This is a genomic window from Lactococcus hircilactis (assembly GCF_009601015.1).
GTDB lineage: Bacteria > Bacillota > Bacilli > Lactobacillales > Streptococcaceae > Lactococcus > Lactococcus hircilactis.
In genome coordinates, this window is the sequence record NZ_WITJ01000011.1 from 87975 (window position 1) to 101251 (window position 13277).

Below are 13277 nucleotides of genomic sequence, written 5' to 3' on the forward strand. Positions count from 1 at the left end.
AGAAAATGTTATTGTTGATAAGTCAACAATTGACGCATCAATATAAAGAAAGGAAGAACATGTCACTTTTTCAAAAAAGTAAGCTACTTTACCAACTTAAGCTTACGAATCAAGAACTGGTCACAACATTCGAAAAAAGTACAGGCTTTAGCATCACACGTTATGAAATGCTCTGTGTGATCAGGCAAAAAGAAAAATGCTCACAAACTCAGATTCAAGTCGAAATGGGCATTGATCGCGCAGCCGTCACCCGACATTTAAAACGTCTTGAAGAAAAACAGTACATCATCCGAAAAAGAAACGCACACAATCAACGTGAAATCGAAGTCGAAATCACAGAAAAAGCCATCACTGAACTTGAGCACTGCAATGACAATCATAGCACATTACAAACGCTCAACTTTGGATTAACCGATGCTGAAGAAACACAACTTCTCACCTTACTCGAAAAAATAAAGAAATGAAAGCACCAAAAAAATAATGAACAAAAATTTTAAACACAATAATTTCTCAGAAATCACATTTGAAAGAAAATCAGTCCGCCTTTATGATAAGGATTTAAAAATCTCACACGAAGAAATGTTAGAGATGATTGATGAGGCCGTAACAGCACCTTCATCTGTCAATATGCAACCTTGGCGTTTTATGATTGTTGAAAGTCAAGCGCAAAAAGAACGTTTGAACCCTTTGATTCGTTTTAATACCAAACAAAATGAAACCTCATCAGCGATGATCCTCATTTTTGGAGATTTGAAATGCTATGAACGCGCAGAAGAAATCTATGACCAAGCCGTCGCAGAAGGAAAAATGCCAAAAGAAGTGAGAGATCAACAAATAAATGCCATTGTTCCATACTATAAAAGTTTCACAAAAGCTCAGATGAACGACGTCGTCAAAATCGACGCAAGTTTAGCCGCGATGCAACTCATGTTGATTGCACGTGCTCATGGATACGAAACCAATCCAATTGGGGGATTTGAATCAGATCAACTTGCAAAAGCGTTTGATCTTGACGATGAGCGCTACGTTCCAGTGATGATCCTCTCAATCGGAAAAGCAGCAGAAAAAGGATATGAATCCACTCGTCTTCCAGCAGAAAAAATCACTCAATTTAAATAAAACCAATTGATAAAAAGGAGAAAAAATGACCGTCATTTCTACGATTTTAGTCACATTAGTGGCACTTGAGTTCTTTTACATTATGTACATCGAAACCATCCAAACCACTTCCGAAACGACACGCAGCGTATTTCATCTCACCGCTCAAGATTTAGAAAATGAAAAGATACAAACCTTATTAAAAAATCAAGGCATTTATAATGGATTAATTGGAGTACTTTTACTTTATGGAACTTACTTTTCCCACCATGCTCTCGAAATCAACTTCCTCATTTTAGGATACATCATTTTAGTGGCAGCCTATGGAAGTCTCACGAGCGATAAAAAAATTATCCTCACTCAAGGAGGATTAGCGATTTTAGCACTCTTGAGTCTTTGGTTTCACCTCTAAAAAACGGAGCGCTACATGACCTAAAAGCTTTTGGATCTTCCAAAAGCTCTTTTTTTATAAAAAATAAAATTCCCGATACTTTACACTTGTGTTATATCACAAATGTGGTATAATAGAATTATAGAGTGGAACAAGAAAAGTGAGAATCACTCTCACTTCCCTCTTTTGATAAAGGAAAAACGAATCAGAAGCACCTTTTATAAAGAAACACAAAAAGATTTCTTTTTCCAGACATAAGAAAGAAGAGACATCATGAGATTTGATATCAAAGCTTATTTGAGCGATAACTCACTGACAATTTACCGTGTAGCAAAAGACTCCGGATATGGCTATACCACAATCCACAAGTCATTTAACAAAACACAAACGGATGCGACAAGCTTAAATATGCGTGATCTTGATGCACTAGCCAAAGCACAAAACAAAGCGATGTGGGAAGTGCTTCGAGAACTTGAAAAACTCTATTTTGACGAATAAAAAAAGTGCTTCCATTTAATTCAAGAAGCACGAAAGTAAAAGGAGAATTAAACGATGGCAAACAACAACTTTTTTAACGATCCATTTGGATCAGACATGAATAACATTTTCAACACGATGATGGGAAATATGAACGGATTGAATTCAGAAAACCGCCGTTATATGATTAACGGTCGAGAAGTCTCTCCAGAAGATTTCGCAGCTTATCGACAAACAGGACAGCTTCCTCAAAACATTGAGAATAACACGCTACCACATCACTCTTTTCAACCTGCATCAGCTCAAGGGGTGAATCAAGAAGGGATTTTAAATCGGCTTGGGCGAAATTTAACCCAAGAAGCAAGAGAAGGGATGCTTGATCCCGTCATTGGACGAAATAAAGAAATCCAAGAAACTGCTGAAATTTTAGGACGGCGAACCAAAAATAACCCCGTTCTTGTAGGAGATGCAGGGGTCGGAAAAACGGCAGTAGTTGAAGGATTAGCTCAAGCCATTGTCAATGGAGATGTTCCCGCAGCAATCAAAGATAAAGAAATCTACAGTATCGACATTTCAAGTCTGGAAGCTGGAACACAATATCGAGGAGCATTTGAAGAAAACATCCAGAATTTAATGAAAGAAGTCAAATCAGCTGGAAACATCATCTTATTCTTTGATGAAATTCATCAAATTCTAGGTGCGGGCTCAACAGGAGGTGAAGATGGTTCAAAAGGTTTAGCAGACATCATCAAACCAGCGTTGAGTCGAGGAGAAATTTCATTGATTGGTGCGACAACGCAAGATGAATATCGCAATACGATCATGAAAAATGCAGCGCTTGCGCGTAGATTTAATGAAGTGACTGTCAATGCCCCAAGTCCAAAAGACACGCTTGAAATTTTAAAGGGAATCGCGAACATCTACGAACACCACCACCACGTGCTTCTTCCAGAAAATGTTTTAAAAGCCGCAGTGGACTATTCCATGCAATATATCCCACAACGGGCTTTACCAGATAAAGCAATTGATTTGCTGGATATGACAGCGGCACACCTTTCTGCTAAAAATCCAGTCACAGATAAAGTCAGCTTAGAAAACAAGGTGATGGATTTAAAATCAAAACAAGAAAAAGCAGTTAATACTGAAGATTTTGAGTCCGCTCTGAAATATAAAGGAGAAATTGCAACATTAGAAGATGAGTTAAATCATCCAAAAGAAAATCAATCGGTTATCGCCACTCCAAATGACATTGCGAAATCTGTTGAACGATTGACAGGTATTCCAGTCTCTCAAATGGGTGCTTCTGATGTTGAGCGATTAAAAACAATTGGAAAACGACTCTCAGGTAAGGTTATTGGACAAGACGAAGCTGTAGCGATGGTTACAAAAGCGATTCGTCGAAATCGTGCAGGCTTTGATGAGGGAAATCGCCCGATTGGTTCCTTCTTGTTTGTTGGATCAACAGGATTAGGAAAAACCGAGCTCGCAAAACAATTGGCGCTTGAAATGTTCGGAAGTAAAGAAAATATTATCCGCTTAGATATGAGTGAATACTCAGATTTAACGGCCATCTCAAAATTAATCGGAACGACAGCAGGCTATGTCGGCTATGACGATAATAGTAACACACTGACCGAGAAAGTTCGTCGGAGTCCCTACTCGATTGTATTGCTAGATGAAATTGAAAAAGCACATCCTCAAGTGTTAACGTTGCTCCTTCAAGTGATGGATGATGGACGATTAACAGATGGTCAGGGAAATGTTGTGAATTTTAACAATACGGTCATCATTGCCACTTCAAATGCAGGATTTTCTCATCCAAAAACCTCAGAAGATGAAAAGAAAGATGTGATGACAAAACTCGCACCATATTTCCGTCCTGAATTTTTAAATCGGTTTAATGGCGTGATTGAATTTACTGCATTGACCAAAGAAGATTTGAAAGAAATTGTAGCCTTGATGCTTGCAGAAGTCGATCAAACCTTAGCTAAAAAAGATTTGACACTTGAAGTTTCACAAAAGGTCAAAGCTCATCTGATTGAAGAAGGCTACGACGAAGCGATGGGGGCACGTCCGCTGCGTAGAGTTATTGAGCAGCAAATTCGTGATCAAGTGACAGATTTCTATTTAGATCATCCTGAAGAAAAAGCGTTGCGTGCCGAATTGATTGAGGGAAAAGTCGTGATTTCAGCAGCAAAAAAGAAATAACAAGAGATACAGCGCACATTGGGTGAGCTGTATTTTTGTATTTAAGCCGAAAAAAGTCAGTTGCAAATCAGTCTGTTTTTTGGTAGGATAGAAGCTGAAAATCATTCATAAAGGATGAAAAGGAAAATAAAATGAAAATCAAATCCAACATTCAAATGGCTGGAAAGCAAGTTGCGGGTTTTTGCTCTCGCATCAAGCGTTTCAGCTAAGAAAACTGAATCTTTCTTAGCAGATAAAAGATAAGAAAGAAGAAAAAATGTTAAAACCATACGAATATCACTTTATTAAAGCAGCAGCACTGAGGTGCGTAAATGTTTATCACACTGTAAATGATCGTACGACACAAGAGTTAATTTATAATCAGATGGCGTGTGAATTATTAGCACTTGATTCATCAAAAGAATTAAGCGAATTTGTGCTTCAATTGAAAGATAAAAGTCTGACACGTAAAAAAGTTGAGCTTTTGATTGAACCATTGAAAAATACCATCGCCCTTTTTCCTGATTTTTCTACACAACACATCAAAAATCAATTTAAAAAAGTAAAAAAAATCACCATTCCTAAATGCGATGAAACCAGACGAGATGAGCTTACTTATTTCGCATGGAATGATATGTCAAGTTCTCGAAAATATGTGATAAATTCAAACGGAGAAGGCTATTATGGCACCATGTTTGAGCAGGTAAAGAGTATCTGTACAATTTGTGAAAAAACAAGTGTCGTGACTTTATTTTTAGCAACCACTAAAAAGAAAAAAGGTGGAAATTACACTAAAAATGGAACTTATATTTGTGTTGACTCAGATCAATGCAACCGTCAAATCCAGTCTTCGCGAGGATTTGAAAAGTTTGAATCTATCGTGAAACCAAGAAAATAAATGAGGAATAAAAAAGATTAAACGGTGTATCGTCTAATCTTTTTTGATTGCTGTTTCAAACGCTTTTAATTTTTCTAGGTTTTGAGCGATTGTTTTTATCTCATCAGGACTTGTTCTACAGCATCCACCAATCAATTGAACACCTGATTTCACCCATTTGGTAGCGAGATCCGCTAAATTAAAAGCGGTAGCGTTTGTTTGCCATGTTTTGCTGATGGGATCATAGCTTTCACCAGAATTTGGGTAAATAACAATTGGAAGGTGACTTGCGGCTTTAAACTCCGCGATAGCATCATCGACAAGTGAAGCTTCAATACAGTTAGCTCCGATTGCGATGATTTGAGATTCTTGCGCGAGTGCTGTGATTGCCTTTTTTAATGGCGTCCCATCGCATAACGTATGACTGTCTTTTAAACTAAAACTGACCCAGTACAAAATAGAAGGCGAGGTTCTATGGATCAATGCACATAATGCTTTTATTTCTTCAAAATTTGGCATGGTCTCACAAGCAATAAGATCAACTCCAGCTTCAAGTAGTGCATCTAATCTTGGCTGATGAAAAGCTTGGTACTCTGCCCTTGATAAATGATAAGCACCAGTGTATTCACTTCCATCTGCTAAAAAAGCGCCATAAGGACCAATACTTCCAGCAACAAAACCTTCTTGATTACTCTCGTCGCGTGCTTGACGGGCCAATGCAACTGCTTTTTTAATGAGTATCTTTCCGTCTTTTTTATCAATTCCATGTTTTTCAAAAGCAGGGAGATTGGCTTGGTAGGTATTCGTAATTGCGATTTTTGCGCCTGCATCAAAATAACTTTTGTGAACGGCATAAATTTCTTCTGGGGAGGTGATGAGTGCTAATGCAGACCATAAGTCATTATTGGTCGCTAATCCTTTTTTTGAAAGTTCTGTTCCCATTGCACCGTCAAGGAGTATAGGACCTTCTTTTATTGCTTTTTGAATGTGATGCGTCATTTTTTCTCTTTTCTATTCTTTTTGTATTTTAACACTTCGGATAAAATAATGCTAATATTATTACAATTTGAATTATTATAATATTTTAACAATTATTTTATTAAAATGGTATAATCGGAATCATGAATTTATAAAAGTTAGAAGGAAGTAAAAATGGAGCAATCAAATCAAAAAAAATCAGAGTATTCGAATGAAAAAAAAGAGAAGAATCTCAGTAGAACGATGTCCGATCGTCATGTTTTAATGATTTCTTTGGGAGGTGTTATTGGAACAGGTTTATTTTTAAGTTCGGGATATACCATACATCAGGCAGGACCTTTGGGAACACTGATTGCTTATGGGATCGGAGCAATTTTAGTTTATTTAGTGATGCTGTGTTTGGGTGAATTATCTGTTGCGATGCCTTATACTGGAGCTTTTCATGTTTATGCGAAGAAGTATATTGGTGAGCATACTGGATTTACAGTTGCGATTTTGTATTGGTTAACTTGGACGATTGCTTTAGGTTCTGAATTTACAGCATCTGGCTTGATCATGCAGCAATGGTTTCCACATGTCGCTACATGGGTCTGGAGTTTATTTTTTATTGTGCTTATTTTCTCACTCAACGCACTGTCTGTGCGATGGTTTGCAGAAGCAGAATTTTGGTTTTCAAGTATTAAAGTTGTTGCGATTATTTTATTTATTATTATTGGGGGGCTAGTTATTCTTGGAATTCTTCCCTTTAATGGTGTGCGCGGTGGAATTGGACTTTCTCATTTTTATGATCATGGGTGGTTTCCAAATGGGTTTTCTGGAGTTTTTACAACGATGTTGACGGTCAACTTTGCATTTTCTGGGACGGAACTCATCGGAATTACTGCGGGGGAGACGATTAATCCTGAAAAAACAATTCCCCATGCAATTCATGCGAGTTTATGGCGTTTGATTCTCTTTTTTATTGGAAGTATGTTTGTTATGTCTGCATTGATTTCTTATCATCAAGCGGGGGTGTCTCAAAGTCCTTTTGTGCTAGTTCTCAATGAAGTTGGTATTCCTTATGCTGGGGATATTATGAATTTTGTTGTTTTAACCGCAATCATGTCAGCGGCGAATTCAGGACTTTATGCTTCTACTCGGATGCTCTGGTCCCTTTCAAATGAAGGGACACTTCCTCCATTATTTAAAAAAACAACGCAAAAAAAAGTGCCTCTTTTTGCGATGGCTGTGAGCATGGTTGGTGGACTTTTTGCTTTGTTTTCAAGTATTTATGCACCAGGATCAGTTTATCTTGCCTTAGTTTCAATCTCAGGTCTTGCAGTTGTTTTAGTTTGGATGGCGATTGCATTATCTGAAATAAACTTTAGAAAAAGCTATCTTAAAGAAGGAAAGGCTTTAGCTGATTTGAAGTTTAAAACGCCTGCTTATCCAATTGTTCCTTGGCTTGCGTTTACTTTAAGTGGGTTGTCGTGTCTCTTGATTTGGTTTGATCCAAGTCAAAGAATTGCACTTTATTACACAATTCCATTTGTTCTTTTATGTTATGTCGGGCACGCCTGGTATCAAAAAAGACATTAATTTTTCAGTTTTGCATCGTGAAATGGGAAACTTGCTTTTATCACATCATTTTGAATAAAAAAATGGTATAATACAGTTGCACGTTTTTCAAAATCATTTTTGAAAAATAAAAAAAAGAGAACGTGATCATCAAAAAATGAATAAGTTGGTGATGAGAAATGAGAGGAGAAATTTCCGATGTCAAAGAAAAAAGATACAGAAATTGAAATCATTGATACTACAACAGGTGCTGAAATTAAAGTAGGTAAAAAAGTTGTGGCTGAAATTAAAGAAGAGTTTGGAACTTTTGTCGTCGTGGTTGCATCAAAAGAAGTTGCGGTTGTTCGGACATTTGAGGATGCATTGGAAGAAGCGATTAAAGCGTACAATCTTACGGTTTAAATTGAAAATTGAATGAAATAAAAAAGTACACCAGGTGCTTTTTTTGTTTTTAATTGTTGCTGTCATCAAAAAATGATAAAATAAAGTATAAATAAAATGAGAATGAAAGAAGATCTAAATGAGAAAAACGAAGATTGCAGTCCCAATTATGCCAATCAGTATCGCAGAGATTGAAAATTTCGATTTAAAATCCTTTCAGAAGGCAGATATTATTGAGTGGCGCATTGATTTTATGCCGCAAAATTTAATTTTTGAAGCGGCAGCACTGATTTTCAAGAAATTTGACATGTTTCAGATATTGTTGACCATTCGGACGGCAAAAGAAGGTGGCGCATTAGAAATTTCTAATCAACATTATGTTCATATTTTGAAGGAATTATTAAAATATAATCCAGATTTTATTGATGTGGAATATTTTTCGTATCCGAAAGCATTAGCTGAGCTTTCAGAGGTTAAAGATAAGATTGTGTTATCTTATCATAATTTTTCTGAGATGCCGACGGATTTGACACAAAGATTACTGAGAATGAATAAAGAAAAAACGGCATTTGTAAAGGTTGCAGTGATGCCACAAAGAGAGTGTGATGTGATTGACTTATTACAAATCACACGAGATTTAACTTTAGAATATGGGCGAAAATTTATCACGATTGCCATGAGTGACTTAGGAAAATTAACGCGTGTTTCTGGCTATATTACGGGATCTTGTTGGACATTTGCGAGCGTTTTAGAAGCCAGTGCACCAGGACAAATTGAGCTGGATGATATGAGTCGTTTACTTGATCTTTTTGAAAACGAAGCTTGAATGTTCGGAGATGACGAATAAAAATGGATTAATTTAATTATTTTTCTGTAAATTTCGAATGAAAGCAGTGATAAATGCTATAATGAAGAAGTAAATTATATGCTAGAATTTGGAGATCAAAAGTGGTTATCAATCGTTATTCTCGCCCTGAAATGGCAAATATTTGGACTGAAGAAAATAAATTTAAAGCGTGGCTTGAAGTAGAGATTTTAGCTGATGAGGCATGGGCTAAACTTGGTGAAATTCCAGAGGAAGATGTAAAAAAAATCAGAGCACACGCAACATTTAATGTGAATCGGATTCTTGAAATCGAAAAAGAAACGCGTCATGATGTTGTCGCTTTTACACGTGCTGTTTCGGAATCTTTGGGGGATGAGCGAAAATGGGTGCATTATGGTTTGACATCAACGGATGTTGTAGATACTGCTTATGGTTATCTTTATAAACAAGCAAATGATGTATTGCGTCAAGATTTAAAAGATTTTGCTGAAATTGTTAAAAATAAAGCGATTGAACATAAATATACTGTGATGATGGGGCGCACACATGGCGTTCATGCGGAACCTACAACGTTTGGGTTGAAATTGGCAACATGGTATTCTGAAATGAAACGGAATATCGAGCGTTTTGATCATGCTGCAAAAGGAGTTGAAGCGGGTAAAATTTCAGGTGCAGTAGGCACTTTTGCAAATATTCCTCCATTTGTAGAACAATATGTGACTGAAAAATTAGGAACAAGGGCACAAGAAATTTCAACTCAGATTTTACCACGTGACTTGCACGCGGAATATTTCAATACGATGGCTTTGATTTCGACTTCTCTTGAGCGGATGGCTACTGAGATTCGTGGTCTTCAAAAATCTGAACAGCGTGAAGTTGAAGAATTCTTTGCAAAAGGTCAAAAAGGCTCATCAGCGATGCCACACAAACGTAATCCAATTGGTTCTGAAAATATTACGGGAATTTCTCGTGTGATTCGTGGACACGCATTGACGGCGATGGAGGACGTTGCACTCTGGCATGAGCGAGATATTTCGCACTCTTCGGCAGAGCGAATCATCGCTCCAGACACGACAGAATTATTGGATTATCAATTGAATCGTTTTGGACGGATAGTGAAGCAACTGACTGTTTTTCCTGAGAATATGAAGCGCAATATGGATGCGACATTTGGTTTAATTTATAGTCAACACGTGATGCTTATGTTGATTGAAAAAGGAATGGCACGTGAGGCTGCTTATGATTTAGTACAACCTTTGACAGCAAAATCATGGGATGAACAAGTGATGTTCCGTCCGCTTGTTGAGGCTAATGAGCAAATTCGCGCAGTTTTAAGTCTGGATGAAATTGATCAGGCCTTTGACTATACCTATCACTTGAAACGAGTGGATGAAGTATTTGAACGTGTGGGATTGAAATAATTATAGAAAATAAAAGTAATCGATTTTGATCGGTTACTTTTTTTGTCAGTACTGACAGAAATACTTTGGAGAAAAAGAAAGAAAATGATTTTCTGTCAGTACTGACAGAAAAAAGAACAAAAGAGAAAAGAATAATCATCACGCGATGAAAAATGTTTTCATCAAAATTTAATTAAATAGAAAAATATTTTAGTTTTTATAGTGATTTTTGAACACTATTTATGGTATAATGAGATAAAAATAAATAAAAATTTGGAGAATTATTATGTTTGATACAACAGATCAACTTGCAGTCAACACCATTCGAACGCTTTCTATGGATGCGATTCAAAAAGCAAATTCGGGACATCCTGGACTTCCAATGGGAGCTGCTCCAATGGCTTATGTCTTGTGGAGTAAATTTCTCAATGTAAATCCTAAAACAGGACGACAGTGGTCAAATCGGGATCGGTTTGTTTTGTCTGCTGGTCATGGTTCTGCGATGCTGTATAGTCTTTTGCATCTTGCTGGATACAAGGTGACCGTAGAGGATTTGAAGCAATTTCGGCAATGGAAATCAAAAACACCAGGTCATCCAGAAGTAGGGCACACGGATGGTGTTGAAGCAACAACTGGTCCTTTAGGACAAGGAATTGCAAATGCTGTTGGAATGGCCATGGCAGAAGCACATTTGGCTGCAACTTATAATCGACCTGATTTTAACATCGTGGATCACTATACATATGCTTTGAATGGTGATGGCGATTTGATGGAGGGAGTTTCTCAAGAAGCGTGTTCTTTAGCTGGAAAACTTAAACTTGGCAAACTCATTTTGTTTTATGATTCAAATAATATTTCACTTGATGGAAAATTAGAACAATCCTTTACAGATGATGTTCAAAAACGTTTTGAATCTTACGGTTGGCAACATTTACTGGTAAAAGACGGGAATGATTTGGACGAAATTGCAGCAGCAGTAGCGCTTGCAAAAGCGGATCTTAATCGTCCGACCATTATTGAAGTGAAGACAATCATCGGTTTTGGAGCTCCAAAAGAAGGAACAAATGTCGTTCACGGCGCACCACTTGGAGTTGAAGGGATTGCCGCAGCCAAAAAAGCTTACGGTTGGGCGTATGAAGCTTTTGAAGTTCCTACCGAAGTGAAGCAGCGCTTTATTGAAACACTTGTGGCTCGTGGAGAAGGGCTTGAGCAAGTGTGGAATGAAACATTTAAAGCGTACTCAAAAAAATATCCTGAGTTAGCAAAACAATATGTTGCTGCTTTTGAAAATAAAACACCCGAACTGGCGTTGACCAAACATGAACTTGGTTCATCAAAAGCATCACGAAGTACTTCTCAAGAAGCGATTCAAGAATTGTCTGCTCAAATGCCCAACTTTTGGGGTGGGTCTGCGGATTTGTCTGCGTCGAATAATACAATGGCAAAAGCAGATTCTGATTTTATGCCTGAAAATTATGCAGGACGCAACATTTGGTTTGGTGTCCGTGAGTTCGCGATGGGTGCAACCATGAATGGGATTGCTTTACATGGGGGAACTCGTGTCTATGGTGGAACATTCTTTGTTTTTTCAAACTATATGTTGCCAGCAGTTCGTATGGCAGCTTTGCAAAGTTTGCCCGTCACTTATGTTTGGACACATGATTCGATTGCAGTTGGAGAAGATGGACCAACGCATGAACCTATTGAACAACTTGCGAGTGTTCGATCAATGCCTAATCTGGATGTGATTCGTCCTGCAGACGGGAATGAAGTAAATGCAGCTTGGCGCAGAGCTGCGTCGAGTACAAATCGTCCGACTGCTTTGATTTTGACCCGTCAAAATTTGCCTGTCCTTGAAGGCTCTGAAGCACTTGCTCAAGAGGGTGTGAATCACGGTGCTTATATTCTTTCTAAAGAAGAAGGAACGCTGGAAGGGATTTTGATTGCGTCGGGATCAGAGGTGGCTCTTGCACTTGAAGCTAAAAAGACTTTAGGTCAAGGCATTCGAGTGGTTTCGATGCCTTCGATGAATATCTTTGATGAACAATCTGAGCATTACAAAGAAGAAGTGTTACCAAAAACTGTCCGCAAACGTCTGGCTATTGAAGCTGGAACAAGCTTTGGTTGGGCGAAATACGTGGGCATTGACGGGGCAACAATCACGGTTGATCGTTGGGGGGCTTCAGCGCCAGCCAATATCGTATTACCAGCATATGGCTTTACAGCTGAACATGTTATCGAAGTCTTTAAGAATTTAGATTAAAATGAAACATCTGTCTTTTGACAGATGTTTTTGTAATTAAATTTCTTTATTTCATATCAAAAGATGATGAAAATGTAAGATTATTGGAAAGAAAAATGAGGTAAAATAGGAGAATCCAAAAGAAAGAGATGTGGAGAAGAGATGGCGATTTTACTTGCTTTATTAGCTGGCTTAGGCTCGCTTGTTAATTTTATGTTTTTATCCAATCATGTGCTTCAAGGGTTTTTTACTGTTCTGTCAGTGCTGAGCATGGTTTTTTATCGTGGAAAAAGGTCCGTTAAATCTTATAATCGTGATGGAACACGGCTGATGACGATTGGTTTTGCGATTTGTTTTGTGAGTTTTCTAGGTTCAGCTGCGATTTTATTGGGCGATGTGCTTCATTTAATTTAAGAAAGGAGGCACGCAATGAAAGTGAGAACAGGCGTTTTTGGAGGACTTGCGTGTTATTGGCTTTTTCCTTTTTTGGTTGGGGCTGTGATAGGAACACAGTCACAAGGAGCAGTGAATTCGTCTTTTTTTGACACAATCATGACTGCATTTTTTGTGGCTTTATTTTATATTCCTAGACCTGTTTTAATTTATTTGATTTGTGAGCTTTTGATGACGGGAATTGGAATCAGTACTGTTGCAGATTTTGAGTTGGGGTTAAAAACAAAACGTATCAAAATCAAAATGTTGATTTTGATGAGTCTTGTGCTGGGGCTTGTGCTGGTTGTGTGGTGTTTTATTTTTGTTTCTTCTTTAGTGTGGGCAATGGTGCTGGCGTTGTTTTTGGTTTTTCCGATGTTTTGTTTTCTTTTTGCAGCTAAACTTATCAAAAAAACGATCCAAACTTAAAG

The 13277-nt window shown here is 37.6% G+C and carries 14 protein-coding genes; 13 read left to right on the top strand and 1 reads right to left on the bottom strand.

What is annotated here, in order from left to right:
* Nucleotides 1-59 precede the first annotated feature (59 nt).
* The 6 genes from GHI93_RS08795 to GHI93_RS08820 all read left to right on the top strand — a co-directional run bounded on the left by GHI93_RS08795 (nt 60) and on the right by GHI93_RS08820 (nt 5051).
* Nucleotides 60-464, top strand: coding sequence for a MarR family winged helix-turn-helix transcriptional regulator (locus GHI93_RS08795; RefSeq protein ID WP_153496685.1), 405 nt, complete (start codon nt 60-62; stop codon nt 462-464).
* Nucleotides 465-480: 16 nt separating this feature from the next.
* Nucleotides 481-1119, top strand: a complete 639-nt coding sequence (locus tag GHI93_RS08800) for a nitroreductase family protein (RefSeq protein WP_153496686.1) — start codon at nt 481-483, stop codon at nt 1117-1119.
* A gap of 25 nt (nt 1120-1144) precedes the next feature.
* Nucleotides 1145-1510 carry a DUF1304 domain-containing protein gene (locus GHI93_RS08805; RefSeq protein ID WP_153496687.1) on the top strand — a complete coding sequence of 122 codons (366 nt, stop codon included), beginning with the start codon at nt 1145-1147 and terminating at the stop codon, nt 1508-1510.
* A 252-nt stretch (nt 1511-1762) separates the two neighbouring features.
* Nucleotides 1763-1987 carry a transcriptional regulator gene (locus GHI93_RS08810; protein WP_153496688.1) on the top strand — a complete coding sequence of 75 codons (225 nt, stop codon included), beginning with the start codon at nt 1763-1765 and terminating at the stop codon, nt 1985-1987.
* 54 nt (nt 1988-2041) lie between these two features.
* The gene (locus GHI93_RS08815; protein ID WP_153496689.1) at nt 2042-4174 is read left to right on the top strand and encodes an AAA family ATPase; all 2133 of its coding nucleotides are present in this window, start codon (nt 2042-2044) and stop codon (nt 4172-4174) included.
* 256 nt (nt 4175-4430) lie between these two features.
* Nucleotides 4431-5051: an FBP domain-containing protein gene (locus GHI93_RS08820; protein WP_153496690.1), complete on the top strand. Its 621-nt coding sequence runs from the start codon at nt 4431-4433 to the stop codon at nt 5049-5051.
* A 33-nt stretch (nt 5052-5084) separates the two neighbouring features.
* On the opposite strand, the gene mmuM is transcribed toward GHI93_RS08820, so the two are convergent.
* Complete coding sequence (gene mmuM / locus GHI93_RS08825) at nt 5085-6029, bottom strand: homocysteine S-methyltransferase (RefSeq protein WP_153496691.1); 945 nt, start codon at nt 6027-6029, stop codon at nt 5085-5087.
* A 153-nt stretch (nt 6030-6182) separates the two neighbouring features.
* Here mmuM and GHI93_RS08830 point away from each other — a divergent pair, with 153 nt between their 5' ends.
* From GHI93_RS08830 to GHI93_RS08860, 7 genes are all read left to right on the top strand, one after another.
* A complete protein-coding gene (locus GHI93_RS08830; protein ID WP_153496692.1) occupies nt 6183-7586 on the top strand; it encodes an amino acid permease in 1404 nt (467 codons plus the stop codon).
* A 177-nt stretch (nt 7587-7763) separates the two neighbouring features.
* Complete coding sequence (locus GHI93_RS08835; RefSeq protein ID WP_153496693.1) at nt 7764-7967, top strand: DUF2969 family protein; 204 nt, start codon at nt 7764-7766, stop codon at nt 7965-7967.
* A 118-nt stretch (nt 7968-8085) separates the two neighbouring features.
* Nucleotides 8086-8772, top strand: a complete 687-nt coding sequence (gene aroD, locus GHI93_RS08840; protein ID WP_153496694.1) for a type I 3-dehydroquinate dehydratase — start codon at nt 8086-8088, stop codon at nt 8770-8772.
* A 122-nt stretch (nt 8773-8894) separates the two neighbouring features.
* Nucleotides 8895-10193, top strand: coding sequence for an adenylosuccinate lyase (purB, locus tag GHI93_RS08845; RefSeq protein ID WP_343030350.1), 1299 nt, complete (start codon nt 8895-8897; stop codon nt 10191-10193).
* A 265-nt stretch (nt 10194-10458) separates the two neighbouring features.
* Nucleotides 10459-12435 carry a transketolase gene (gene tkt / locus GHI93_RS08850; RefSeq protein ID WP_153496695.1) on the top strand — a complete coding sequence of 659 codons (1977 nt, stop codon included), beginning with the start codon at nt 10459-10461 and terminating at the stop codon, nt 12433-12435.
* A gap of 141 nt (nt 12436-12576) precedes the next feature.
* Entirely contained in the window at nt 12577-12828 is a 252-nt protein-coding gene (locus tag GHI93_RS08855; protein ID WP_153496696.1) for a hypothetical protein, read from the top strand.
* Between the two features lie 15 nt (nt 12829-12843).
* On the top strand, nt 12844-13275 hold the full coding sequence (locus tag GHI93_RS08860; RefSeq protein ID WP_153496697.1) for a hypothetical protein: 432 nt from the start codon (nt 12844-12846) through the stop codon (nt 13273-13275).
* Nucleotides 13276-13277 lie beyond the last annotated feature (2 nt).

Excerpts from the sequence above, each read along its gene's own strand:
- GHI93_RS08795 (WP_153496685.1), top strand. The coding sequence starts at position 60 with ATGTCACTTTTTCAAAAAAGTAAGCTACTTTACCAACTTAAGCTTACG.
- GHI93_RS08800 (WP_153496686.1), top strand. The coding sequence starts at position 481 with ATGAACAAAAATTTTAAACACAATAATTTCTCAGAAATCACATTTGAA.
- GHI93_RS08805 (WP_153496687.1), top strand. The coding sequence starts at position 1,145 with ATGACCGTCATTTCTACGATTTTAGTCACATTAGTGGCACTTGAGTTC.
- GHI93_RS08810 (WP_153496688.1), top strand. The coding sequence starts at position 1,763 with ATGAGATTTGATATCAAAGCTTATTTGAGCGATAACTCACTGACAATT.
- GHI93_RS08815 (WP_153496689.1), top strand. The coding sequence starts at position 2,042 with ATGGCAAACAACAACTTTTTTAACGATCCATTTGGATCAGACATGAAT.
- GHI93_RS08820 (WP_153496690.1), top strand. The coding sequence starts at position 4,431 with ATGTTAAAACCATACGAATATCACTTTATTAAAGCAGCAGCACTGAGG.
- mmuM (WP_153496691.1), bottom strand. The coding sequence starts at position 6,029 with ATGACGCATCACATTCAAAAAGCAATAAAAGAAGGTCCTATACTCCTT.
- GHI93_RS08830 (WP_153496692.1), top strand. The coding sequence starts at position 6,183 with ATGGAGCAATCAAATCAAAAAAAATCAGAGTATTCGAATGAAAAAAAA.
- GHI93_RS08835 (WP_153496693.1), top strand. The coding sequence starts at position 7,764 with ATGTCAAAGAAAAAAGATACAGAAATTGAAATCATTGATACTACAACA.
- aroD (WP_153496694.1), top strand. The coding sequence starts at position 8,086 with ATGAGAAAAACGAAGATTGCAGTCCCAATTATGCCAATCAGTATCGCA.
- tkt (WP_153496695.1), top strand. The coding sequence starts at position 10,459 with ATGTTTGATACAACAGATCAACTTGCAGTCAACACCATTCGAACGCTT.
- GHI93_RS08855 (WP_153496696.1), top strand. The coding sequence starts at position 12,577 with ATGGCGATTTTACTTGCTTTATTAGCTGGCTTAGGCTCGCTTGTTAAT.
- GHI93_RS08860 (WP_153496697.1), top strand. The coding sequence starts at position 12,844 with ATGAAAGTGAGAACAGGCGTTTTTGGAGGACTTGCGTGTTATTGGCTT.